Here is a 26,054-nt window from a genome sequence, read left to right on the forward strand (position 1 = left end):
TGTTAGGACAATCCAATAATCACGAATCCCTATTCTTGAGTCTCAAGAGATAAGAGTCATTCATTATGGTAAAAATACCCCAAAAACATGGTCTGAATCACTCAAATAGTATACCTAAACTTTAGCAAAAGTTCGATGACTACTTGAAAAACCTATGCCCTAAACCAGAAATAGCAGAGCTTTATTTAGCGATGATGGAGGTTACTTTTAAGGCTAAAGAAGGAGACAGAGAACAACAGCTCAACAAACTGAAAAGCCAGCTAGCTTGCCATGAAGCTAACCTGCTCAAGTTTGATCAACAACGGTTTGTAACAGGTGAGCTAGAACCAGACTCCTATAGTCGTCTTAAACGTCATACCTGTGACCAAATCGAAAAACTAAAGCTCGAAATGGAAAGCTTGAGGCTTAGCGATACGGCTTTTGAAAAATACAGTAGGTATGGCTTCAGCCTTTTGACGCACATGGATATTTACTTTCAAATGGCGCCTTTAGATGTGAAACGAAAAATGCTTGGTTCGGTATTTCCTGGAAAATTGATTTATCAAGATGGAAAGTATCGAACCGAAGGAATGAATCCAGCTTTAATGCTTATCCTTCAGAAATCCAATGGCTTACAAAATAAAAAAGGACACTTTTCATATTGAAAAGTGTCCTACAATTGCCCAGAATAGGACTCGAACCTACACACCTTGCGGCACTAGATCCTAAGTCTAGCGTGTCTACCAATTCCACCATCTGGGCGAGATAGTAAAACTATGCCAGAACAGCTTTAAAAAGATCAAGGAAAAGATTCATCCTACATCAAATATTGTTCATAAATTACCTACGAATCTATTTTTCGCAAAACAAAATATAATTTATAGTACGGTCATGAAGAACACTGTTGTATTCCTATCCCTCATCTCTGCACTGCTACTATGCTTGGCGCTTCTCCTTGGTTATTATTTCTTCACTGACCCTTGCCAGGGACAATGTTCAATTCCTCCTATCAAAGATGAAGCGCCCTTACCTGCCATTTCAAAGGCGGCTTTTGTTACCAAAAGCTATACTCTGCCTAACGGCATAAAGCTTTTTGTCCTTCCCACAACTTTTGAACCGGATGAAGTCAGCGTACGTGTCATAGCGTCCAGAGGATATGCTGACGAGTCACCCCGCGCACGCGCTTCCGCTGAACTCGCGATAGAAATGGCATGGGAGTCGGGTGTTAATGGGAAGACAAGCGACCAGATTTCCGCCACGCTATATGCAGAAGGCATTGAACTGACCTCCAAAGTATATCCTTTCTTTACTGTGATGGAGGCTACACTGCCTACAGAGAAGATGGACAAGTTCTTCACTTTAGCATCTACCTTTATTCAGAATGCACACATAACCTCCAAGGGTTCCGATGCAATCAAACAGAAGATATGGAAAAACCTGGAAGAGAAAGCCGATGCTAGGACTGTCGATCTGGATGATTTGTTGAAAGAGCAGCTATACCCCGCATTACCACAGTTGCAGTCTCTGAGATTAAGCGACTTGCAGATATTAAATCCTCATGATGCTAATATTTTTCTGCGAAAGACGATTTCAAATCCCAAGAATTATACTATTGTCGTTGTGGGTGACATAGAGCCTGAAACAGCTTATCAATTATTGAAAGAACATTTGGGTCAGTGGAAACCGCTGGCTCAAATAAACGCTTCCGAGTTTGAGGTGCCATCTCAAGAATCATTACCTATTAAAGGACAGACTCAAAAATCGTTTAACCTCCATCAGAAGGGCGATGGATTTACTAAGCTTGTTTTCCCGCTTAAGATTACCGTTACACAGGAAAGTATTAGAACAATAGATTTCCTTGCCAATCTTGTAGAAGAAAGGTTGCGCACATTGCTAAAAGAAAAGACGGGAAGTTATCAAGGGATTGATGTGAGCTATGAGTTTCCACTTTATCCACATTTGACACCCGTCGTTTTATCGATCCAATATCGTTCTGCTTTCAACATCAATCAAGAAATCATTGAGTTGATCTTAAAAAACCTTAGAGAGCTCACCACAAAGGGACCTTCTAAAGAAGAATACGAAATGGTCAACCTTTATTTAGGCCAAGCGGACGAATATTGGAGAAAAAATAATGAATACTGGCTGGAAATGTTAAGCAACTATGGTTTATGGAACTGGCCTGTTAACGACCTCACCAGTGATGTTACTCTGCAAGTGAATGAGAAAGACGTTAATGAGATGATATTCAATGTATTTGATATTAATGACTATTTAATGTTGTCTAGCTCGCTCGCACCTTAAATACTTCTTTACCTAATTTAGCTGGCTGCTTCAAGGATAGCGACATATTGGTGAAGTCAAACATACGGTCGTCAGTATCTAAACCATGTATTTCTAACAAAGTCAGCTGAGTCATTAGTCGGTAGATATTTGCAAGGATTTTAGGATCCAATTTTCCGGCAGAATCTACTCTAAGTACCTGCATCTGTCTGCATTTTAGCGTTAAATACTGCATATGCACGGTTTCAAGATCATTATGAGCAAAGCTAAGCTCTGTAATATTTTTAGGAACGACCTTTTCTAGAAATTCCTTTATGCCGATAAGAATCTGCAACTCTTGCGGCAGATGAAGTTTCTTTAAGGCTGTGCAGTTTTTTGATAGCGTGACGAGGGGATATTTTTCTCCAACGGTTCCTTCGATAGAAACTTTACCTTTAATTTCCAATTTTTCCAGTAACGGCGAGCTAATAGCTAGTTGCTTAATAATAGGGGAGACATTTGTATTTCCTTCAATTAAATTCTCGTGTGCTTGGCAGCTAAAGCCCTGGATTTTGCTTAATCCTTCTATAGAAAGAGCAACGGATTCAGCATCTTCAAAATCCATAAAAGTTACATGAGTGAGGAAAGGTAAGGTTTTTAAACCTTTATTAATCACATCCCCGGATACGCCTGCATTGCCTTGCAGTGTCAATCTCTGGACAAAGGGGGCATTACTTAGCTTTGTTGTCCAGTCAGCTTCTGTTGCAATGGTTGAAACATCGATATTATTAATGGAAGCAAAAGGGGAATACGTAACACTTGCCTGCTGATTATGGCTATTTATTAGGCTAAGAAATAATGGTTTTCCTACAATCGTACATCTAGGTAATTTACCCAAATTATCATTCATTAACTGAATGACGACTCTATTAAATTGATGGTTGACTCGAGAGACATTACATAAGTCATTGAAGTTTAGATATCTAAACGCAATAAGAAGAACATCGTTATTTAGGAATACAGAATTTTCACTGGACTCTGTATGACTAGACCCGTTTAATACTTTTGGTTCTTTAGAACAAAAACAACCAAAAAATTTCGATAATAATGTCATGTAAAACTCCAACGTAAACTATAGCATAAACAAAAACACCATATTTGTAAAGATATTATTTAAAATATTAAGTATAATATAATTATATATATGAGGTTAATATGGTCAATTTTTCAACCTCTTCTTCTTCTGCCGCCCCCACTGACGTCCAGCGCACAACAACACCCACTCTCCAGAGAAGTGGAAGCATGTCCAATATGATGAAACGCATTTCTGGTCGTTTCAATCGTGCAGATATTGACCAATCTTTTAAAACAAACTTCAACGCCTCTACTAAAGACTCCCTTCCACCGGAACAAAAAGCTAAAGCTGATGGCTTAGACAAAGCTGTCAAAATACGAGGGCTTTTATCCGCAGGCAAAAAAAATGTGGATGCTCTCGCTCACCAATCTTCCCATACTATAGATTCAGATGCCAAAGCGATAAATTCTATGGCAACTAAAGAACGTTTTAAACAAGCCCTGCCGGAGGGATTAAAAACCCCTAAAAAAACACAGCTTATACAATCTTCAACTGTTGAAGCAGCAAAAACAGAGATTGGTAAAATCCAAAAAGAGATGGGGGCATTAGCCACTGATGAGGGCAAATTAGCCAAACTAGAGGCCGATCTACAGAACACATCCGATCCGGCAGAGATAAATAAACTCAGTGCTGAGATAGACTCCCTTCATAATCATATCGAGAATAAAATCGAAGTATTGAAAACCCGTATGAATAATGTGGAAGGAACTTTTAAAGGTATGCGCTCAAATATGACAGCTTCGGTAGCACGCTTTTCGATGGCAAATCCAAAAAATAAAAAGCTGCTGGAGAGTAAAAACGAGACAGAGAAAAAATTTAACAAGGAAGTTAGCGATTCAGTCAAAGAATTTAAACAGATACTCACAGAGAATCACTATGTCCAAGACCCCTTCAATTATGAAGAAGCCATCTCATATATGGCTACACGCGCTGCTTATAAAGATTTAGATCTTCCCGAAGGCTCTTCGCCTCTAGTAAAACAATTTAGTTCAGAAGCTACCGAATTAAAACAAACGATCACAGGATTTCGCGATCTGATGAAGGATATTGATCCCAAAGCATCACTATCAGCTGATCAGATCAAAGACCTAAAAACAGAAGGCGGAAGAAAGCGTATGGCCGCAGATCTTGCCAATACCTATCTTTACGAAAACCGTTTACCCCCCAAGCCGGCTGGCGGAAGCTCCCAAGCTTTTCAGCTTGTTCTACAAAATATGGGCGAAAAAGTCATTGCCCATCCAAACAAAAGCACTTTTATTATTAGCGGTAGTACTACACCGATTCTTGTAGGACATATTCCAGGCAAAGAAAACGTCACTTTTGCTTTTAAATTCAGGATCGAAGATGGTTTTAACGGCCGTCAAGACGCCTCTAAGTTCTCTTATATGGAGCACCTAGGCTATGCCCACCCTCTAAGCAATGTCGGAAGCGCATTGGTAAGTATAGATCCCTCAAACTTACCTAAAACAACCTTCACACCCCAAGAAGGGGAAGATAGCCATAGTTACAATGATTTCGTCCAAGAAAATGGCGTCAAAAACGAGGCCGGACAGTGTGAATTTTTAGTGGAAGAATTTGTTCCCAATGATGGGACGGCGCAGAAATATACACTGACACTAGCTCTTGCCTTTGGTGCAGTAGAAGAAGGTCAAAAGCAAATAGGAAACAAAGGTCCTGAAAGAATGCTAGCAGTGTTCGGAAATGCAGACGAGAAGCAGCTCAGCCAGTATGTCAATAACATGACCATTAATCCCAAAGATATGGGTTCTTTAAAAGCGCATTTAAAATCCGAAGGCGACGGGAATAATTTTTCACGTTTAGCAGTCACTGTGAATGATACAGTAACACAAAATCAAATGCTTAGTTCTTTGAATCTAAATGAGCTTAGCCCAGAAGAAAAGAATCATTTAGCGAAGGCAATGGGCATAGACCTCAGTAAAGTTGCACCTACCATAAGCGAAACTATCACCAACTATGAAAAAGAACTAAAAACTGCTGATAAAGAAAAAAAATTAGGCACTGAGATTAATAAACTGCGAGATACCGCTCGTCAAAATGGTCTAGCAGCACTCAAAGAAACAATATTGCAGAAGCATGGTACGTTATCCAATGAACAAAAACTGGGATTAGCTCAATACATCCAGGAAAATGATCGTGCTGAATATAAGACTGAGATGGGACTTTCCGATGAGCAGTTTGAAAAATTGAAACTTACTCCTGAAGAACAGAAAACCCTGGAAGGCCATATTGCCCAAAGACATGAATCCATAGCTGCCGGGAATACATCTAAGCCTGAATTGGCAAAACAAAATAGCGAAGCGACTGATCCGATCCATAATAGGATAACAGACTCTATCATGGAACTAAAACACTCCAAGAGCCTAGCTATGTCCGCTGAGCTAGGCTTTGACCACACTAACAAAGACTTTTTACAACAATCATTCTTTACGGACAACTCGAAAAAAAGCGCTGCAGAGTCATGGACAATAAGATATTTAAACGATGATTTACGCAACCAGGATGACAATATTGGCGGTCTGCTTTTAAAGAAAAACGAGGACGGTACTTTTGCCCTTCACAGTATAGACTTTGAAGAATCACGCCCACGTATGGTATTGGCGGGCGCTGAATACACGCCAGGTGTAGAAGCTTCCCGTGCGCTCGTAGCGCATGAAAATGCTCCCAGACTGCCAACAGAAACAAAAAATCATTTACTGGAAGTCTATAGTAGTCCAAAGAAAATGATCGAAGACCTTAAATCAGAAGTCAAACATATCAACCCTCAGCTTTCTGCTAAAAAGGAAATTCACCCGGATGGTTATGAGATGGACCAACTGGTCAACTATGATTTCGAACGAGCAGGAAAACACGCTATCCGCGCACATCTCCTTAGTGAACCGGCGCATGACGATACTGGCTACGATAAATGGGCACAAATAAATGTACGATCTGCTGTTATTGATAAATTTGAAGGATTCTGGGTAAACAATAAGATGGCATCTATGACGCCTGAAGACAAAGAAAAAGCTTGGACAAAGTTCGAAGCAGAACTCACGGATAGCTTTAGAACATAATCTTATTAAGATCCCTTATCGTGGCGGGATCATAAATCTACCATTCAGGTCTATAATCTTAGATTCATCCTCTTTAGAAAGAGACTTTTTAAAGAATAGGCCTAAGTAGTCAAGGGCATCTTCAGGTGCAATACACCGATCTTGCAGGCTTTTCAAGATGAGTGGAGGGTTTGGAATCTTGACTGGATTAAGTAAATAGCTCTCGGCAAAGCTTAGAAAAGAAATATCGTATTCAGTGTTAAATCTAGTGCGAAAAATGTCCCAGTCAAAGTCGGCGCTAATCTGTGAATTGAGTAATGTATGCATCCTCCAATTATAGAATTGCTGAGACTTTTCCAGTTTCCTAAAAATTTTCGTCAGATAATTTTTTAAGGCTTGACTTAACTTAAATACCCTTACAGCACATCCTAGGCTTATAATATAAAGCGCACCCCCTCTCTCTGCTTTTATTACAAAATATCTCAGCGGGCGATAGATGTGATTTGACTGTTGGCAATCACATTGAAATTTTTGCAATACATCTCTGAATAGGAAGACTAAGCGATAACAATTCCTATGAGAGTCTTGAAACCGCAAACAACTTTCTCGAGACGATATTACATTTGTTGAGGAGTAATCACCAAAAGCCATTGCTTATCCATTAAAAAATTAATCTCATCCCCTAGATCAACTCATAGTTCCTAAAAGGCTCCCAAAGAATAATCTGTGAGGCCAGTAGTTATGTACCCATCTATAGTTTGCCGGTGCTCACTAGAACTACTATTATTATCCTTGTTTATCAACCTAAAATTCAAATGGGGTGGGCCATTCTAAGAAAGTTGTACTTGCATCAGCAGCGCCATCTCCTTCAAATTTACTGTCCAGAGAGTCCGGTGAAGAGGGTGAAAATTGCAATGATGTGTCCAATTTTGGGTAGGACATTCCATGAATTTCCTGGAACATTGACAAAAACTTGTCTGCAGTTATGGGGGCACTTTTATTAACGTCGTCCTTATAACTCATTTCAACAAAAGGTAAATGTTGAAATGGGGCAGTGCGATCACTGAAGCAATGAGAATTTTGATCTACAATCTCCGACAAGGGATTACCATCTAATAATTTTTCTGTCTCCGTTTGTGCAATGGGTTGTATATTTTGAACAATTTGATTTTGCATTAATGGGGCAGCGGCTGGTTTTTTGCTCAGTTTATTTTTTTTCGAATGCGTCTTTCTTCTCTTTTTTGAAAAGTCATTCAGTAAAGTAGGCATGAAGGTTTCGGATGTCAAATGATGCCATTTTGTGTACTCTTCTAACAGTTTTTTATCTTCGTCACAAGTAATGCCTCTGAAGAATAATCCAACATAGGATATCACTTTTTTATCTGAGATCAGGTCTTTAAGTCGGCTCGACAACATATAATAAGGATCCGGAATATGAGTGATGAAATTTGATTCGTCAGGATAGATCAAAAATTTAATCTTAGAATGTAATAATTCTTTATCCGCTATATAAAACTCAGCATCAAGTTTTTCATAAAGTTGATCAAAACACGTACTTTCAAACTTTAAAATGTCACGGAAAAAGTTGTGTAAGAAATTGAATTGTTTATCGGATAGATTAAATATTGACTTAGAAGGACCTATAGTTGCTATTTTTAATTTGGATTTATCCCTTCTCTTATATACAAAATGATTTATTCCTTTACATCCCTCTAGGCATTCACATAAATGAAGGTTTGAAATATTTTGGCGTTTACGAAAAACAAAGAGAAGTCGATATTCATGTCCCTTAGAAGATTTATAAATACCATTCACAGAGGAAGGATCAGCAACTGATGGGTTTATAATTAATGTACTCATGATTTTAGTCTCTTAACGCTGTTTGCATCCCTAATATTAGGGGGTAATTTCTATAGTAAGTTTCCCCACTACTGAAAATATTTCATCTAACTCATCTTGGAGTTTTCTATTATTTTCATTGACGACACCCGCAAGTTCAGAAAATGGATACACATCGCTGAAAGAATATACCGAATGATAATTCCCATCCTTAAGATCTGGATGTAAGTCCATTCCGATGGGGAGAGGTTCATATTTATTATTATCAAATGCTCAAAGAATTTTTAATTATCTAAGGGTACTTTTCTTCAATCATTATTTTGCATTTCAAATTCAAAAAGGAAGGGCCACTCCAAAAAAGTACTCCCCTCCACACCCGCTGTATCATATATACTTAAGGGATCTTCCAAAATATCCATCGATGTCGTCTGATCCCTTTGATCTTCATTTGCAGTAGGTAATGCTCTGCTCTCTTCCAAACCGTCAAGGTCAGTAGAAAATACAGAGTCAGATCCGTGGTAGGAGCTTTCAGAAGGTTGATATGATGAAGTGGATGCTTGGTAAGAATTATCTGAAGGAGGGTATGACGAATCTGAGGTTTGATAAGAACTATCTAAAGGTTGATATGATGAAGTGGATGCTTGGTAAGAACTATCTGAAGGAGGGTATGACGAATTTGATAAGTTATCGAAGACTTGTTCTACTGGTAGACTTTGTAGCGAATAGACAGGGACTCCAAAAAATGGATCATTATCGCATTCATCCTGAAAATTTTTAGCATCATCTGGATTTGTTACTTCATCATCACCAGTATCATCATCATTTGTTACATCATCATCAGAATCATCATCATTTGTTATGTCCTCATCATCAGTATCATCATCATTTGTTATGTCTTCATCATCACTATCATCATACATCTTCACAGCATCTTCGGTTATTGAAATCTCGGGAAGTTTTTGTATGCTGTTAGTAGTATTGAAGTTGGGTCTATTTTCTAGAGATCCACTTAAACTTGAATACCATTGATAGTATTCGCGAAAAAGAGCTCTATCTTCTTTCGTGTTAATGTCTCTAAAAAATAAGCCTATATAAGCAATGACCTTTTCATCAGTTATTAATTTAGCAAGTCTGCAGGATAATAAATGAAGTGGATCAGGAATTGTAAATTTATCTATTTTACTTGTATTACCATTGAGCACTAATTCAATTTTATAAAGATACTTTTTTAAGTTATCTAAACCGAAAACATCTTTTCCTGAATTGAAAACAAGTTGAGAATAACAACTTGTAGGATTACTAATGTTTTTCAAAAGATTATTCAATAAATTTTTTTGTTTTGGAGTTAACTCGAATTTCTTTCTGGCGCATCCAATAGAAAGTATGACTATTTCCGGCGAATTACTTTTTTTGAATACATACTGTCTTTTTGCACGATCATTTCTAGTGCATTCGCAAAAGGAAGGTTGATATACAGACTTTTCAAAGACAAAGAGCAGGCGATATTGTACGTTATTCGACATAAAAAAGAGACGGTCTGAATTGTAAATAGCAGACGAACCTAAGACAATTGGTCCACTCATAATTGATACTCCTAAAGTATTTTTAATATGCTGCGTGCAAAAATAATATTCCTCAAGGAAATTATGCAAATAAATAAAACAAGCAATAGCATAACATTAAAACACCTAGCAACACTTATTTACAACAGCTTACATTTAATTCATTTCGTTTTATTAATACACGAGCAGAAAAATAATAAGTACTTATTCATTTGTTGTTCCATCCTAATGTTGTATATTGCTCCAGAATACCCCCATTCTCGGATTTAAAAAACGTAGTAACTTGTGATAAGGAATAGGCCACTGCTGATGATGTTCAAGATCCACCAAGGCGATTTTTTTTCCATTTTTAGTAAAAGGAATATTGCGTGGCAGCACAGAGTCATCTAGACCTTCTATAGCTACGAGATGGTGTAAAGCGATTAACATCCTTTTATCCACTCTATCGTGCCAGATACGCAAGTTCTCGTATTTGCCGGTGATGTCAATTTCCTCTGCAATAACAATAAAGTTTTTCGGTAAGATAGCATTATCCGCAGGTGTTGATGATGCTGGGAGAGGGTAAATCCATTTTTTTGGAATAACAAAAATTGAATTATACCCCAGATTTTCAACAGTTTTACTAACACTTATTGAGGCATCTACACGTTTTTTTAAAGGCTCCCATTCTGAAAAGGCAACGTCATCTGTAAATAATTTCAGAACATAATCTCTTAACTTAGGGTGTTTTGCTACGGTGGTCTGGCTAATAGAGCCTATTTTCAAATGGGTAAACCCTGCCTTTAAAAGCGAGATTTTGTTGGCCGTCGGCCTACCTCTATTAAAAATTTTATCTAGTTTATTTCTTAAACTATGGTTTTCCGGCAGGAAAAGAGGCTGCATCACATCCCAAACTTCTTGTGCGACATGTGCAGGTTTAATGTAGGGTAGGGTGAAAAGAGTGTTCAGTGTAAGGAAAAATGCAAGTCCAAAGAAACAAATGATTTGTCCCATTTTCGCCTCATTTAGGGATGATCAAAACTGCATTCGAAACTAATTCCGATACGCTTCCGTGAGCTCCTTTGATTTCTTTATTTTCCACTACAAATGTTGAAGAACTGCCTCCATCTAGATTTAGGGCATATTGGCAGCCTAATTCTTTCATGTATTCTGCCAGCTCCTTAATTGTTGCACCTTTGCTTTGCCCTAACTTTCGCCCTTCCACTAGAACAAACAGCCAAGAACCGTTTTTTTTCACACCTAAAGCTGTACGGGGATGGCGTAGCTCTAAGAATGTACTATGGACATTCTCTTTGGATATATCCTCAACAATGATTCCATTTTCAATTAAAAGGGGAGCGCCCCCTAAAATATTCTTATATTTTCCCCAGACCTCATCGGAGTATTTCTCTATCAGCTCTGCTTTATCACCTTCTTTTAAATCTTCAATTTGAGCCAACTGATTTCTACCAAATGCGATAACGATAGAATTTTGAGGTATTTCAGCGCGTCTTCCTCCCTTTCGTACTTCTAGTATGATTCCGTCTTTGATGACTAGTTCTTTTGCCGCAGGTGTGGTTAAGGTAGAAAGCGCATATACCGGGGTATACATAACAACTTGCCCTTCTTCCAATGGAGTATTTAATGCATCGATGGGTATCTCCTTTCCCTTACTATGAAGGTGAAACCCTACTGTAAATCGTCCAAAGTGACAGTCTTTACCGCCTGCATTCCAAGCTACGGCGCCACGTTCATCCGCAGCTCCTGTATACCACTGCCCATCGATTTTTAAAGCTCCGGCTGGAGAACCATTACTTTTAAAAAATCCACCATTCACACCGGCCATACTTCCATATCTAGCTTGCATAGACTGCACTGTCTCTAAACCGGTACCAGATTCCTTTGCTTTAACAAGTAGGACTTGATATTTTTGAGGATCAATTTCGAGCACATGAACTGTTTGGTTCAGCGGCTTAGTCCACACTTTATAAGCAATAGCAGCTTCCAGTGGAAAAACACCCCATAGTAGGTAAATTAAAAAGTAGATTATCTTCACCGAACCTCATTAAAATATTTTTTCTAATTAGACTATTCGGAGAAAAAAGTCATCACGATTTGAATATCAAAGACTTAACCCTTCATCAGGAGTTAACATAGGACAGAAATGAAAATATATTTATCTTGGAACAACGAGTAATGCATCAGCTATACGCCTTTGCCCTAATTCATCATCCGATTCTATACCGTTGAACATAGGAGTATTGATTATCTTTCCTTCGACCATCATCAAGACTGAAGCACCGCCGTCCATATTCAGTGCGTGTTTGCACCCTATGGATTTTAAAAACGAAGCTACTTCCATAACATCCATTCCCTTACTTACACGTGGCTGCCTGCCTTCCACTGCAGCAAAAAGCCATTCATTATTTTCTGTCACTGCTATCACAGAACGCGGCTGCCTTGTATACATAACAGACTGTTTCAAAATATCCTTGTCGTAGTTTGAAGTTTCAACTCCATCTTTTATCAATATAGGACCACCACTCATCAGGTAATCTGCATTTTGCCAAAATGCTTCATATTCAGGAGCAACGTTAACGTCTTCAAAATTCTCATTAAAGAACACAAAACGGTGGTTCAGTTCTGCCTTCATCCCCACCTCAAAGTGACTGCCATAGTCCGCATGCCCCTTGTCCAATGCGTAAACCCATGCTCCGGAAGGAATTGCTGTGTCGCCACCCGGTTTGTGAACAGAGATAATGGTTCCGTCTTTGAATACAACCTCCAAAGTACCTTTAGGAGTTAACGTCGATCTATGCATCGCCCAAGAGAAAAGGCTTGCCATCTCTGGTCTAATAGGACTGTTAAAGTAATCGATGGGATAGAATCGATCACCTAGCTTAAGGGACCAAATTATCCCTCCCCTAGAACACTCCACCCGAGGGTCATGATCATTCCATGCTATCGTGCTCGCTTCACGGAAAGGGGAAGAGAACCATCTATCTAATATTTTGCACATACCGGACGATCTGCCATCATATGCTCCACCGATCGTGAAATACCCTCCATTGATAGCCCCTAAAGCATCATAACGGCCTGCGATAGTTGGCAGGCATTCTCTGCCAATGCCATTATTTAAACCTTTTGCGCAAACAATCCTGCATACATTAGGATCAGCCTTTAAGATATGCACAGAAAGAGGGGAGTCATCAGTATAATGCACATATTCAACGCCCGGATGAACTGTTTCCTTCCTTTGTGCATGCATAAAACTACTCCCCACGGAATGAATCAATCAACCAACGCAGCATCACATATGAAATCCATACCAATCCGCTAGTTAGAAGAGCCGCAGTGAAACTTTTAAATAGCATGGATGTATCACTGGTAAATAAAAACCACGAGACGAGCAACGTAACCAAAGCGATGATTCCACCATTTCTATCTAGGAAAATGCTCTGTTTCATAAAAATTCCTTTTGAATACTATCCAATTATAAAAACATAACTTAACATTTTTTTATCTGATATGATAACAAAAATGTAACATTAGCGAGAGTAGAATGGCATTTGAATCAATGTGGGCGCATATCCTGCGCGCAGTTATATCATTTGGAATGGGAAGCGACTCCCTTCCGCTGGGAGAACTCCCACCCGGCGTCCAATGGGACAGTACAGGACAGTACCGTTACGTTCTGGAACATGACGGTAAAAAATACCCCTTTAATTTAATGGATCCAGGCCAATCACCTGAAAATATACGCGCTCAAGTTGTCCAAGGGTATAAAATTTTCACCGATACCCCTACCAATGCCCCTGAGTTTGTTGGAAATGGCCTCACCTGCAACAACTGTCATTTTGTCGGGGGAAATACTCTAGGTGGGCTGAACGGTGGCATTTCACTAGTAGGTGTTACATCAACCTACCCTCGCTATATAAAACGCTTCGACCGGGAAATAACTATTGAAGAGCGTATTCAAAGCTGCTTTTTACGCAGCCTAAATGGAAAAGCGCCCCCGGTAGATTCTACAGTAATGCAAACTGTAGTTGCCTACCTTAAATGGATCTCTTCTGAAGCAGATCCGCTGCCTATTAAGCCTTGGCTTGGACTAAAAGCATTACCTGAAGGGATCAAAGGTAATAAAGTGCAAGGTGCAACCGATTATTGGAACAAATGTGCCTCCTGTCATAGGCCCGATGGACAAGGAACTACAGGTGTGCCCGCTGTCTGGGGAGATCAATCCTTTAATGACAGCGCAGGTATGCATTCCGTACCTACAATGGCATCATTTATTAAGGCCAATATGCCGCACGGAAATCCTATCCTGACCGATCAGCAAGCAATGAATATTGCAGAATTTATTTCAGAAAAGCTCCGACCCCACTTTAAGGAAAAGTAAAGCATGGAATTAACCTCTAAAAATATTACATTAGAACAACTAGTAAAATTTGTAGAGGATAATCAAGTCATGTTCTGGTCCCAGTTGGATGTGGAGCTGCATTACGATGCGTACGAAACTAAATTAATTACAGGAATACCGCATCCGCTTTTCAATGGCGTGCTCAGATCGCAATACCCCTCAAAGAATATCACTGAGCAATTAGAAATGACGATTGAACATTTCAAACGGCGTAAAGTGCCTTTCACGTGGTGGATATCCCAAAGGTCTACACCTAAAGACCTGAATAAAAAGCTTATCCAAAAGAATCTACTCCATATCGGCGTCATGCCTACCATGATCGGAATATTGAATAAAGAACATGAAACTGCAGTTGAAAGAGCTGATTTCTTAATCCGTTTAGTGGAAGATGACAGCACTATTGTAGAATGGGGCAAAGTCGTCGCACAATCCTTTGATATTGAAGGGGAGTCGATTACCCGTTATTGTCAGTTTTTCCCTAAAATTGGATCCACAACACAACTGCAACATTATATAGGTTATTATAAAGGAATGCCTGTGGCTGCAGCGACACTTTTCCTAAACGAATCCACCGGCGGTCTATATTCTGTTTGCGTCCTACCTGAGTTTCGATGCCAAGGATTAGGCACCCACCTTGTAAAAACTTTGTTAGCGCATGCCTACAAAAATAAGTGCAAGCTTATCGCTATGCAAAGCTATCCAATCGTAGTAGAGTCCTGTCAAAAATTAGGCTTTGTCAGAATCTGCGATTATAATGTGTTTATTTCTCCTGAAATTTAGATTTGTAATAATTCACCTGTTCATTTAGTATTTTCGTATTAAATTGAGATATAGGTGTATTATGCGTAAAATAATTTTATCAATCGTTCTAAGTTGTGTTTTTACCTCAGTAACGAATATCCAAGCTGCAGAAACTGCAAATAAAGTTTCCCAACCGCTGCCAGCTATTTCAAAACTCGTTAGAGAAGGCAAACCTGAGGACGCAATGAACGCCGTCAACACTTACATTAAAGCTATGCCCAACGATCCAAAAGGATACAAGGTTAGAGGCCATCTTAATTTTTCACAAAAAAAATATAATGAAGCGCTTGCAGATTTCAACCAAGTTATTGAACTGAAGCAAAAATCAGCAACTTCATTTGAAGATCGCGCCGGTACTTATCTAGCTTTGAAAGATTATGATCGCGCACTTGCCGATGTAGATTCTGCCCTAGAAATTAAGCCGAAAAGTGCCTTCGCTCTAGTCTTAAAACAAGCAATTTTAGAAGCAAAAAATCCTGTTATTGGACCGAACTTCCGCGTACGTAATAAAGGCGAAAGACTTAGATAAATTCTGTTTTATGCAGCGGCTTTTGTCGCTGCATCTTATCCCTCATTTTTTCTTCCTGTTCCTTCTTACTTGAAATATTTCTTTTACATCATTATGAGTTATGTATTCCACATAACTACGAAGGAGACATTTCATGTCCAATTCATGCCGACGTTCAGGCAGTGTATATTACCTGCTTACCGGTCTAGGTAAGATCATACAGCCTTTCTTGCTTCTAGCACTCCGCCTTTATTTTGGATTTCTACTTCTGCAAACCGGACTAGGAAAACTTGGCAACATCAGCCAAACAGCGGAAACTTTCCAATCGCTAAACATTCCCTTGCCTCACTTTAATGCATATCTTGTAGGTATTGTCGAGACCATCGGATCGCTAATGTTAATATTCGGTTTTGGGGCACGTTTCGCAGCCTTGGCAATCGCAATTGTCATGTCCGTAGCTTACGCAACAGCGCACCATGATGCAATCATCGATATAATCAACAAGCCTGAGCTTTTTGCACAGCAAGCTCCATTTAATTACTTATTAACAGCATTGATCGTTCTTGCTTTTGGTCCAGGTCTATTTTCTATTGATGCGATCATCAAAGGCATAAGATGCAGAGGTGATAGAGACGATGTAAATCAAATTACACCACCTCCGCCCCCGCCAAAATAGACTGAAACTTTCCTAGTATAGCAGTGCGGCGACTTGTCGCCGTTTTCATAGCCCTCGACTTGTCGAGGGCATCTTATACAATGTTTTTAAAAAGAGCGTTTCACCCAGATTAAGGATTCTCGGCAAAGTGTAGACGCTGCCTAAGCTACATCAGTCTTTGTACTGTCATCGGGACCTTTCGGAAGATCTTTCTTCCATTCGGGAGGGAGATAAGTCAACCCCTCAATAGCTGCAATACGCTTCCATAATGGAGGGTGTGTCGCAAACAACTCACTAAGTCCGCTTCTATCATCTAAATACAAATGCGAAAATGCCATTCCTCGTGTAGGCATATCGCTAACATGCTGACCGCCGATTTTTTTCAATGCATTTGCAATTCCTTCCGGATTACGCGTGAACTGAACTGCACAGGCATCAGCAAGGTATTCTCTTTCACGGCTTATGGCTGCTTTTAACAGGGAGCCAAAAAACCATGTCAGCACACCTGCAATGATAAAAATAAGCCCGGCGATAGCTACAGGGTTGCCGCCACGGCGATCTTCTCCATCTCTATCGGACGAAAAGCTCGCTATCTGAATAATTCTTAACCCTAAATAGAGAACGAAAAAAAATCCCATCACCATCGCAGCTAACTGCAGGGATATTTTCATATCGCCATTATATATATGGCCAAACTCATGACCGATCACACCTTGCAGTTCGTCCCGCGAAAGCAGCGCTAAACATCCGCTTGTAACTGCCACCGCTGCGTTCTCTTTCTTGAGCCCTGCAGCAAACGCATTAATCTGATTAACCGGAAGAACGTATACAGCAGGCATCGGCACTCCTGCCGAAACAGACATTTCTTCCACGATATTTAACAACTGGCGTTGCTTAAAATCCCTAGTCAAAGGATCGATTTTTATGCCGCCCAAAGATTCCGCTACATAGCCCCCGCCATTTTCCCTGTACATTGCATAGTTATACAACGCGACAAGAAATGTAATAGCAGCGACTCCCATTCCAAGAATAGGGGCTGGAGGGTCGTAGTCTGGGGCAGCTAAATAACGCATCAAAAATTCAGCGCAAACAGCAACAACCGTCACTAAAAAAATAAAAAGAAAGACATAAACTTTTGTTCTGCTCCTGGCTTTACGCTGGGCCTCCCAAAAATTAAAGGCCATTGCCTAGTCCTTTTTTATGAGGTAAAAGTTACTTTAGGGGCTTTTTTAGCCTCCACATCAGTCACTTCATACAATTCTGCCGGATGGTGGCCTAAAGCATTTGCAACTAACACTGCAGGGAATTCTTGCTGCGCAGTATTATAGATCATCGCCGTATCGTTATAAGCTTGGCGTGCAAAAGCAACTTTATTTTCTGTTGTTGCCAGCTCTTCCTGCAGTTGTTGCATGTTCTCACTTGCTTTAAGTTGGGGATAATTCTCTGCCAAGGCAAATATTTGACCTACAGCACCTTTTAGGGCTGTTTCTGCGCCGATCAAAGATTTCAAGGAACCTTCAGTAGGGCCGCCGCGGTCTTCTATGGCTTGGCGCGCAGCTGAAGCTTGATTTCTAGCCTCAATAACAGCCAAGAGGGTCCCTTTTTCATGGCCCATATAGCCTTTCACAGCTTCAACTAAATTAGGGATCAAGTCGTAACGTCTCTGTAGCTGCACATCAATTTGACTCCAAGCATTTTTCACTTGGTTTTTTAGGCTGACTAGACGGTTGTAAAGGGCAACTCCCCAGAAAATCAGCAATAGAATGATGGCGCCAATCACTAATAAAGCGGTACTCATGGCTTACTCCTTGTTAAATGATAATTTTATTTTAACAAAGGCGTCGAATTTTGCAAATTGCAATCGACCTAATTTTTTTAAAAGGAAAAATGAACTTTTTTAGATAATAATTTAGTCTGATTTAGATTTAGTACTAAATGATTTTTCATTATAAAAAACATGATAATTACAAAGTGCTTGCAGCACTTCCTGTCCTAAATGTGGTATGAGGTGCAAAGGAACAGTAAATGCACTTAAACATTACCAAATAGTCGGCGTATAGACTCATTGGGGGCTTAAGTGCGTTTACTGTTTTCATCGCATCTCAAGCCCAAGTCCAAGAAGTTTCGGAAGGCATTTCTTATGGCGCACACGAAACACGCAACGGCGTCAACTTGTCCTCAGCATCCCTATTGTTGACAAACATCCAATCATCGGAGCGCATAAGCCTTTGGTAAATATTCTTTATCATAAAAGATGATCGAAAAATGAGGATTTGACAGCAAATAAGGAAGCATAGGATCAAGCATAGAACGCGGAATTGTGCACTCAGAAAATGTGGCAAGTTCGATTTCTAATTTAATGGGTAGGGGAATATTAGCTTGCGGACATTTTTCCTTGATATGTAGGAATGCCTTTTCCCCTACGGAAATAGAAGCTACGGCCAGAGCTTTTGCTAAACTGGGAGGAGTATTTATTGGGTTGGTTGTAAATCCCATGCCACATCCAAAAATATTTTTAGGATCAATAATAATTTTAATTATTAAAGAGCCATTAACTGTTCTAGTTAAACACCTGATTGAATTATTGGAATAATTTAATATTGAACTTTTTAAAAATTCAGGCAGATATTGTTTTTTTAAATCTTCAGTTGGCCATTGCAAGCTCTCAAATAGTTTACAGACATCGTTCGTTACTAAGTTACGACAGCAACCTTCTACATCTTTAGCTAAATCAATAAAATTTGGTTGATTTTTTATTAAAAATGAAAATGCTTTTTTAACTTCTTCTATATCATTAGAATTACTAACTTTTAAAAGTTTTTCGTAAAGGTATTTTTTTAATTTTGTTTTTCGTTTTTCTTTTGTATTTGGATTATATAACTCATTCACAATTTCACTAATTGAAAGTAAGTAAAATCTTTCCCGTTGTTGTCTTTTTTTTTCTTGGATAGGCGAATAAAGAAGTTGTATTTTTTTTTCTCGGATAGAGCGTAGCTCCGATCCAATTTCTTCTCTAATCGAATCAAGAATTTGATCTCTATCAAAAATAAGATTTCCTATAAAACTTTTTATTGTTGTTATTATAAAAACAAAATAATTTTTATTATTAAGCAGTTCATTGGCATTCGAATCGAGTCTATAAATTTTTTCATCGATATCCTTTTCGATTTTGAGTATATCTTTATTTTTAGGAGAGTTTTGATGAATAGCTTTAAATTGTTTGACAATGTCATTCAAAGATAAGCTGCCACTTTCTCCTAATAGGACAAATCTTCTCCCGCCAAAAAAACGTCCAATATCTGGAGTTATCTTTTTATATAAAAAGGCTTGTAATTCGTTCGCTTGTTTGCATTCATAAAGCTGATTTAGTATAGGCATAATTATACAACAGTTTTTTTTAGATTAATTAATAAATTAATTTTTTATTATAAAGTAGTTTTGTATCTAAATCAAGCCTAAAATTTTAGATTCATCTCGGAAATGGCCTTGTTGCATTAATGCCTTGACAGTCGATGTTTATTTGAATAAAGATAATTTTACATAAGCTGTCCTTCCTCAGACCTTTTAAGCAGCTTCTTCCCAAAATCCAAATCGTTTCATGAGGCGGCTCTGTCAGTGTCTTGGTCGACCTGCAAGCTTGTCTCTTTTTAAAACTTTAATTCAACAGACTTTTGCAATAGATCAAATGTTGCATAAATGCCCCACAGGGTATTTATGCAACAAGGTCAAAAACATCTCTATATTTGTTATTCTAAGTAAATAGCTATTATTCTATCAGTTTAAAAGTTATCGACATTTAGAAACTTTTTGACCTCAGAGGGCATTGGAGAAGCTTGTGCCGGAACTATAGTATTTTCTATTGGATCGGGACCATTTCTAGTACACATTTCTGCAAAAATAATATGTTTATATTGAATAAGTCGCAAATGGATCTCTTCTAAAAAAGAGACTTCGAAACTATTTAAGGTAGTTTTATAGTATAGCTTTTGATACGCCTCAACCTCGTTTAAAGACAGTATTTGCTTTTCCTCCGCTAAAAAAAGTAATTGAAGAGAAACAAAATTCAAACTTACTTCAGACAAAGGAGAAATCACACTCGTACGGCTATCTACTAACTTATCATACCAATCCATTTGTTCGGCTAAATCACTATATGGATTACTTTTACAAAATTCGGTAAAGCTTAATAACATCTTTTTGTTAAGGGCAATTAGCCGCTCGACCACTTCATCGGATTTTGAAACCCTATAACGGCTTCTTAGATAGTCTAAAGCCTCTGGAACTTCAAGAATACCATACTGATTAGCCAAAACAACCAGTTGTGCAGAAGCTAGCTTTGAAATATTTTGTGAAAGCTCTTTTAGTGAATCTATAAGCGAATTATAAATTATATCTTGAGCAATTGTTAAAAGATTTTTTTCATCTGTGCGCGATAATTCTTCCTCACCGACTATTCCGGAAGCAACCCATTGACGTAGTATGCCTCTAGGAACAATAGAGACAAATTTTTTCTCGTTGCATCTTAATTCTGTGAAAAGATTCGTGAAATAGTTCCCTTTCCCTGAAGGAATGACTTTTGTACACAGATTACTATAATTATAACAATCAATGGTGTTAAAGGTTTGGTTCCACACGACATAAACGCGTGTATTTCTTTTATGCTCTTGCGCATCATGAAAAGGAATCAAATGGCAGTTATCAATGAAAGCAAGAATGACCTGCGAAACTCCATTCCAATTTTGAAAAGTAAAATCACTCTTCAATTTGTCGTCAAAAATAATTTTTCTTCTCTTTACAGAGATCTCATGGTCTATTCTATTGATTTTAGGGGTGTGAACAACTCTACGAGTACGCCGAGATACAGTGCTAGACGAGGATTCAGAATCTGAAGAACGTGACTCTGTATTTGATGATGATGATGAAGTGTTTGCCGAAGCTGTCACAGTAGTGGGCACTATTGGCCAGGTACCCGGCGTTTGTACATGTAAATTTGTATTAATAGACATTTTATACCTTAAATTATTATGGAGTTGGATTTTCAGTCTGTGCGAGAGATTCCATAAAATTCATTCTCACACTATTTAAAAATGCATTTTTCCATGAGTTATCCAAAGTTTTCCAATCCTCAACATTGAATTTTTCTATCAATGCATAGAAATTAAAAAATAGTTTTGCGTTATAATAAGTAATTTTGAGATGTTCATGCGCTTCTTCAGAAGTGTAAATATTTGTATTAGTTGACATTAGAACACCAGTTTTTAATTAATATATATAAATAAATTGCTACTATCATTGGAATAGTAAGTGATTATTTCAAACGATTTTATTTTTAGATATCTTTCAACCTAGATAATATTTGCAAAGCATCCTGATCTTCATCCGGACTAGGTGAAGCTGCGGATGTTCTAAATATGTATGAAGGATATGCTGCAGCTGGTGGTGAATCTTCTCGCTCAAACGGAATTTCCGTAGTAAAATCATATTCCATTGACGTTTGGCTAACTAGGGAACCCGCAGAAAAGAGGGGAGTATAGGTATTACTGGATGAGAATGCTTGACAGGGATTATATGCTAAAGGAGCAATCGGAGTAGTCAAAGGGGCAGGGAGAATAAAAGAGGGAATTGTATTGCTCGGCATCATGGCATAAATAGACGGCTGAGGTAAAGGTAAGAAATACCCAGGCCTGTATAAGTCAACAGCAGGTTGTATAGGCAAGGGCATCTGAGAAAACTGCGAAAAAACGTTCGGAATTTCTTGAGAACTATCAGAGCATACTGGTTTAGTAATATCTAAAGCCTGAGATGTTGATGTAAGCGGATCATTAATTGCGATAGGTGCAGGGGAAAGAGAAGGGGAGGTTTTAGTACGTTTTTCTGGACGAGGACTAGGTTTTATAGGAGAAGCTTGCGCAGATTCTTCAACAAAATTTTGCATTGGAGGAGAATGAATTTCTGAAGTCGCGTATAAATTATCTAATGAGTCATCTTGAACAAGTTCAATTATTCCTAGCTTATCTGACCATATGTCATGCGTAGTTATGCTTAAATTTTGGGAAGCTATCTTCTCGATTTCCTTTAAATAGTAACGCTTACTTATATCGGTGGTGGGGTTAGTTTTTTCACTGTCTAGAAAAAAATTTAAGATTTTATGGTTTATAAATACAAGCTCAGCATGAAGGGAAGCGGTCATCGTTTTCCTGAATCTCGTTCTAAGATAGAAAAGCGTTTCTATTGTATTTACCGCACCTTTCTGGTGTGCTAATGCTAAAAGTTGTGCTGACGCTAGATTTCTTATATCCAAAGCTAACTCCTTTAGGGAGCGTAATGGATTTAAGTACATTATGTTATTCCAAATGGTCATTAACCTTTTGTTTCCAACGGAACTTTTATCATTTTTGTGAAGTATCTCAGCATGTACCCATAAATCTAAATGATTTTTAGTATATTGACGAAACATTTGAACTAATTTTGCGTGCTGTTCTTTATTAAGATGTGCTTGAATACATTTAGTATCAAAACGCCGAATCAAATGCTCTGACTCTTCCAAAACAACGTAAATATATTGCAAATAGTTAGGGCCTTTATTTCTACGGCTTCCACAAATATCGCAAACTACATCAAAAGAATGATCTGAATATTGGAAAAGAACATTATATCTTTTATTACCGATATTGAAAATTAAGCCTTCAGGTAAATCGCCCTTTCTAGTGACGTTGGAGACTAATTCGTTTGTGGCTTTTCTTTTTCCTAAAGAAGAGCTAGTTGATCGGGTTGCATTAACCGTCTCTGAAGGAATAAATACCGCTGCTCTTTGAGAAGAAGTTTCTTGTTGGTTTATTGGATTCATTCATTCTCTTTAAAAACATATTAATCATAAAGTGTAGATTAATTAAAGTTTTATAACAATGTAAACTAATAGCTTTGTCCTAAGGTACCTTTAAGATAAGCGTATAATTCTTGACTATGATGTTTTAATATTCCTGGCTTTCTTCGGGCTAGAGGATCCGCTTCTTAGACTTGCTTTAATTTTCCCTGTGATGCATCCTTAAATTCATAATCTTAACATAACATACATTATCAGACGTTGTACTAATGAATAATACTACAAAAATCATTGCCCTCATTGGTCTTGTTTGCGTCCTTACTTTCACTGCTCTACCTACCGTTCTAGGGACAAAACCCGGCCTTAAACTCGTAAACTACTTTGCTTCCAAATCTGCACATGCAGATGTGTCTATTACAGATGCCTCCTTCTCTTGGTTTGGTCCCCAAGTTTTAGAACGTGTCATTCTTAAGGACAATTCGGCTAACGGAAAAATCACCGTAGATTCGATAAAAGTTGACGACTCACTTTTCAGCTTAATGTTTGGCAGGAAAACTACCGCTATCCTTTTGACAAATGGTAACATTCGCTGGGGTTTGCGCGCTCCTATCGAAGTACATGATCTCAATGTCAATTGGAATGATGCACATAAAACATTGGAGCTTTCAGGCGACACGGTCTTTCAAGAACAGAAAGGTACCATCGCCGTGAATATCCGTGATTTTGATCTAGGTTCTCTTTCTTCACCTGAAGATCTCGGCAAATCAAACTTCAATGTCAATATCCAAGACCTACCTGTTTCCCTGATCAGTTATCTCTATGCAATCTCTGGACATGGTACTATGCCTTTCGAAGAAATGCTAGGTAACTCCCTTAACCTTTCCATTGCACAGACTAGCGCAGGCCATTACGCTGTAAAAGCTTTTAGTTCCCAGTTAAATGCCAAAGCAGAAATTAATCATCACGAGCAAAAGCTTACCCTTACCCAGCCACTGTCTATCCTATGGAAAGGGCTACAAGCCACAGTTTATGGAAATTACGACCTTGCAACATCTAAAGGTGTATTTGAAACTAAAGAATTACCTCTTGGATTTGTTGAATTGATTAATCCAAATGCAGGCAAATACCTCCGGGGCGCATTAAGTCTCCTTGTAAATTTCGACCTTTCAAATAGCGAGACTGCTCATATCAGCGGATTGGTAACGTCTGATAATTTTTCCGATACGCCGCTCAACTTCAAACTCGATGTTCCCAGAGATATTAACACAAAAAGTCTGCTTTCCTTTAGTGCTGTTGCCAACCATCCCGACTTTCATTTTGAGACTAACGGAAAACTTTCTCCATTAAATAAAGACTCCCTCGTTGCTTCTATGGAAGGAACCGCAAAGATGAAAAACTTCCCTTTCGAAGCTTATCTTTCGCCCGATCTTTCTGCTTTGATGGGATCAAAAAATGATGTCGATCTAAAATTTCATTATGATTCTGGCTATAATCAAGCCGGACAAATTAATGTTGCCGTCAATGGAGAAAATGTTTCATTAACAGCCGATCTTTCCCTTGATGAACAAATGCGTCTACAGCAAGTAGGCAAAAAGGTCGAGCTGCAGGCCAACCTTCCTCCAGCTTTAATGCGCACTCTTTTAAGCGATACGTCATTAGCAGATTTGCAATGGGATCGTCCTGTTCCTGTCCACCTCTCAATCGACAGACTGATGATCCCCCCTTCCATTTGGCAAGGTGGATCGAATGTACATTTTCTTGATGCAATCCTAAGTCGTAGTGTAGAAGGTACTATTTCTTTAGGGCCTTTGGAGGCTTGGCTCCCTTCAAGAGAATCAAAGCTATTAATTGGCGTACTAGAAGGGTCTATTTCCACCACCGAAGATGGTACAGGTTTACACCTTGCTTTGAATAGCTCCGGGGGTGATACAAATATTCAGATCGATGGTAACTTTGGTCTAGTCAGAAGTCAGCCTATACAGCTTAACTTCCAAACAACTTCAGTGCCCACAGAGTTCATTGCCCTGTTTGCAGGTAATGATCGCTCCTTGGTGAATGTTTTAAAAGGCATCGTAGGCAATACGATGAACATTAATGGTGCAGTCAATTGGCAAGGTGACAAAGGGTCGATTGTTGCAAGTATAGCCAGCAGCAATGCGCAAGTACAGTTAGATGGTTATATCAATCAGGGCGTTCTTTTCCTCAATAAGCCCTTTCAGATGCAAGCTAGCATCACAAAACATGTGGTGGATAATTTCTTTAGCAAAACTCTGCCTATCATGGATGGAGTTATTTCAGCTGAAGGCCCTATCTTACTTTCACTCGATCCTGAAGGATTTTCCTGCCCTCTCACAAATTTTGAGATAGCAAAAGTAGCCATTCGCAGTGGAGTCATCAAGGCGGATAGGTTAAATTTCTCACCTGAAAGTGAACTTGGATCCATGCTTGCTGCATTAACGCCCATCGAAGAGACAGTCGTTTCCGTTCGTTCGACTCCCCTTTATTTTAAACTAGAAAATGGAACTGCTACAATTTATCGCTGGGATATGCTGTTGATGGATAAAATGCCCATAGCCTGCTGGGGCTATATTGATCTAGTTAAAGAGAAAATGTCGATGGTGTTAGGCCTTACACCACGAGCTGTTGAAGTGGCATTTAATGTTCCAGGTTTATCCCCTGACCATATGCTTCAAATACCTATCAAAGGCAAACTTGGGAATGTATCCGTAGATAAACGCGGGGCTGCCGCGCAGTTATCTAGATTAGTAGCAAAAAGCACGCGTGGACCTGAAGGTTTGATACTTAATACCTTCATGCAACTCACAAGTGGATTTGTTAAGGATATGCCAGCCCCACCGCCTACGACGACTCCCCTTCCCTGGGATACCAACTCATCCCGTCCTGCCGCTTCCCCTATTTTTGACGGTGTGGATAAAGGCATTGTACAGCCTGTTGAAACAGTGATAAAAAAGGGAACTAGGGGTGCAGGATCCCTTTTGAATCAGATTTTTAGATGATCTAATAATTAGATAAAAATA

Annotated in this window: 23 protein-coding genes and 1 tRNA gene; 8 read left to right on the plus strand and 16 right to left on the minus strand. The window is 38.8% G+C overall.

Going from position 1 to position 26,054, the window contains the following annotated elements; all coding sequences use genetic code 11:
- Nucleotides 1–143: 143 nt before the first annotated feature.
- Nucleotides 144–644, plus strand: coding sequence for a hypothetical protein (locus WC222_05605; GenBank protein ID MFA6915853.1), 501 nt, complete (start codon nucleotides 144–146; stop codon nucleotides 642–644).
- Nucleotides 645–659: 15 nt separating this feature from the next.
- Here the strand turns inward: WC222_05605 and WC222_05610 are convergent.
- Nucleotides 660–741, minus strand: a tRNA-Leu gene (locus WC222_05610).
- 129 nt (nucleotides 742–870) lie between these two features.
- Between WC222_05610 and WC222_05615 the strand changes: the two genes are divergently transcribed.
- Nucleotides 871–2,283 carry an insulinase family protein gene (locus WC222_05615; GenBank protein MFA6915854.1) on the plus strand — a complete coding sequence of 471 codons (1,413 nt, stop codon included), beginning with the start codon at nucleotides 871–873 and terminating at the stop codon, nucleotides 2,281–2,283.
- On the opposite strand, the gene WC222_05620 is transcribed toward WC222_05615, so the two are convergent.
- Entirely contained in the window at nucleotides 2,264–3,355 is a 1,092-nt protein-coding gene (locus WC222_05620; GenBank protein ID MFA6915855.1) for an F-box protein, read from the minus strand. The two genes, WC222_05615 and WC222_05620, sit on opposite strands and share 20 nt — an antisense overlap.
- A gap of 101 nt (nucleotides 3,356–3,456) precedes the next feature.
- On the opposite strand from WC222_05620, the gene WC222_05625 reads away from it, so the two are divergent.
- Complete coding sequence (locus tag WC222_05625; protein MFA6915856.1) at nucleotides 3,457–6,450, plus strand: hypothetical protein; 2,994 nt, start codon at nucleotides 3,457–3,459, stop codon at nucleotides 6,448–6,450.
- Between the two features lie 15 nt (nucleotides 6,451–6,465).
- Here the strand turns inward: WC222_05625 and WC222_05630 are convergent, their stop codons facing one another.
- The 8 genes from WC222_05630 to WC222_05665 form a co-directional block, all read right to left on the minus strand.
- Complete coding sequence (locus WC222_05630) at nucleotides 6,466–6,756, minus strand: hypothetical protein (protein MFA6915857.1); 291 nt, start codon at nucleotides 6,754–6,756, stop codon at nucleotides 6,466–6,468.
- Nucleotides 6,757–7,233: 477 nt separating this feature from the next.
- Nucleotides 7,234–8,289: a hypothetical protein gene (locus tag WC222_05635; GenBank protein MFA6915858.1), complete on the minus strand. Its 1,056-nt coding sequence runs from the start codon at nucleotides 8,287–8,289 to the stop codon at nucleotides 7,234–7,236.
- A 36-nt stretch (nucleotides 8,290–8,325) separates the two neighbouring features.
- Nucleotides 8,326–8,502, minus strand: a complete 177-nt coding sequence (locus WC222_05640; GenBank protein ID MFA6915859.1) for a hypothetical protein — start codon at nucleotides 8,500–8,502, stop codon at nucleotides 8,326–8,328.
- Between the two features lie 74 nt (nucleotides 8,503–8,576).
- A complete protein-coding gene (locus tag WC222_05645; GenBank protein ID MFA6915860.1) occupies nucleotides 8,577–9,851 on the minus strand; it encodes a hypothetical protein in 1,275 nt (424 codons plus the stop codon).
- A 204-nt stretch (nucleotides 9,852–10,055) separates the two neighbouring features.
- Entirely contained in the window at nucleotides 10,056–10,823 is a 768-nt protein-coding gene (locus WC222_05650) for a hypothetical protein (GenBank protein ID MFA6915861.1), read from the minus strand.
- A 7-nt stretch (nucleotides 10,824–10,830) separates the two neighbouring features.
- Nucleotides 10,831–11,865 (minus strand): phosphodiester glycosidase family protein, encoded by a 1,035-nt coding sequence (locus WC222_05655; GenBank protein MFA6915862.1) that lies wholly within the window; start codon nucleotides 11,863–11,865, stop codon nucleotides 10,831–10,833.
- A 120-nt stretch (nucleotides 11,866–11,985) separates the two neighbouring features.
- A complete protein-coding gene (locus WC222_05660; GenBank protein MFA6915863.1) occupies nucleotides 11,986–13,077 on the minus strand; it encodes a phosphodiester glycosidase family protein in 1,092 nt (363 codons plus the stop codon).
- 4 nt (nucleotides 13,078–13,081) lie between these two features.
- On the minus strand, nucleotides 13,082–13,276 hold the full coding sequence (locus WC222_05665) for a hypothetical protein (GenBank protein ID MFA6915864.1): 195 nt from the start codon (nucleotides 13,274–13,276) through the stop codon (nucleotides 13,082–13,084).
- A 95-nt stretch (nucleotides 13,277–13,371) separates the two neighbouring features.
- On the opposite strand from WC222_05665, the gene WC222_05670 reads away from it, so the two are divergent.
- The 4 genes from WC222_05670 (at nucleotide 13,372) to WC222_05685 (ending at nucleotide 16,214) form a co-directional block, all read left to right on the plus strand.
- Nucleotides 13,372–14,208: a c-type cytochrome gene (locus tag WC222_05670; protein MFA6915865.1), complete on the plus strand. Its 837-nt coding sequence runs from the start codon at nucleotides 13,372–13,374 to the stop codon at nucleotides 14,206–14,208.
- Nucleotides 14,209–14,211: 3 nt separating this feature from the next.
- Entirely contained in the window at nucleotides 14,212–15,009 is a 798-nt protein-coding gene (locus tag WC222_05675; protein MFA6915866.1) for a GNAT family N-acetyltransferase, read from the plus strand.
- Nucleotides 15,010–15,070: 61 nt separating this feature from the next.
- A complete protein-coding gene (locus WC222_05680; protein ID MFA6915867.1) occupies nucleotides 15,071–15,559 on the plus strand; it encodes a hypothetical protein in 489 nt (162 codons plus the stop codon).
- A gap of 133 nt (nucleotides 15,560–15,692) precedes the next feature.
- Entirely contained in the window at nucleotides 15,693–16,214 is a 522-nt protein-coding gene (locus WC222_05685; protein ID MFA6915868.1) for a DoxX family protein, read from the plus strand.
- A gap of 140 nt (nucleotides 16,215–16,354) precedes the next feature.
- On the opposite strand, the gene WC222_05690 is transcribed toward WC222_05685, so the two are convergent.
- The 6 genes from WC222_05690 to WC222_05715 form a co-directional block, all read right to left on the minus strand.
- The gene (locus tag WC222_05690) at nucleotides 16,355–17,377 is read right to left on the minus strand and encodes a M48 family metallopeptidase (GenBank protein ID MFA6915869.1); all 1,023 of its coding nucleotides are present in this window, start codon (nucleotides 17,375–17,377) and stop codon (nucleotides 16,355–16,357) included.
- A 14-nt stretch (nucleotides 17,378–17,391) separates the two neighbouring features.
- The gene (locus tag WC222_05695) at nucleotides 17,392–17,991 is read right to left on the minus strand and encodes a LemA family protein (GenBank protein ID MFA6915870.1); all 600 of its coding nucleotides are present in this window, start codon (nucleotides 17,989–17,991) and stop codon (nucleotides 17,392–17,394) included.
- Between the two features lie 410 nt (nucleotides 17,992–18,401).
- Entirely contained in the window at nucleotides 18,402–19,571 is a 1,170-nt protein-coding gene (locus tag WC222_05700) for a hypothetical protein (protein MFA6915871.1), read from the minus strand.
- Between the two features lie 401 nt (nucleotides 19,572–19,972).
- Nucleotides 19,973–21,199 carry a hypothetical protein gene (locus WC222_05705; GenBank protein MFA6915872.1) on the minus strand — a complete coding sequence of 409 codons (1,227 nt, stop codon included), beginning with the start codon at nucleotides 21,197–21,199 and terminating at the stop codon, nucleotides 19,973–19,975.
- Between the two features lie 16 nt (nucleotides 21,200–21,215).
- Nucleotides 21,216–21,437: a hypothetical protein gene (locus tag WC222_05710; protein ID MFA6915873.1), complete on the minus strand. Its 222-nt coding sequence runs from the start codon at nucleotides 21,435–21,437 to the stop codon at nucleotides 21,216–21,218.
- 85 nt (nucleotides 21,438–21,522) lie between these two features.
- Nucleotides 21,523–23,040, minus strand: a complete 1,518-nt coding sequence (locus WC222_05715; protein MFA6915874.1) for a hypothetical protein — start codon at nucleotides 23,038–23,040, stop codon at nucleotides 21,523–21,525.
- A 245-nt stretch (nucleotides 23,041–23,285) separates the two neighbouring features.
- Here WC222_05715 and WC222_05720 point away from each other — a divergent pair, with 245 nt between their 5' ends.
- A complete protein-coding gene (locus WC222_05720; GenBank protein MFA6915875.1) occupies nucleotides 23,286–26,033 on the plus strand; it encodes a hypothetical protein in 2,748 nt (915 codons plus the stop codon).
- Nucleotides 26,034–26,054 lie beyond the last annotated feature (21 nt).

Source organism: Parachlamydiales bacterium (assembly GCA_041671045.1).
In the GTDB taxonomy this organism is placed as follows: Bacteria; Chlamydiota; Chlamydiia; order Chlamydiales; family JABDDJ01; genus JABDDJ01.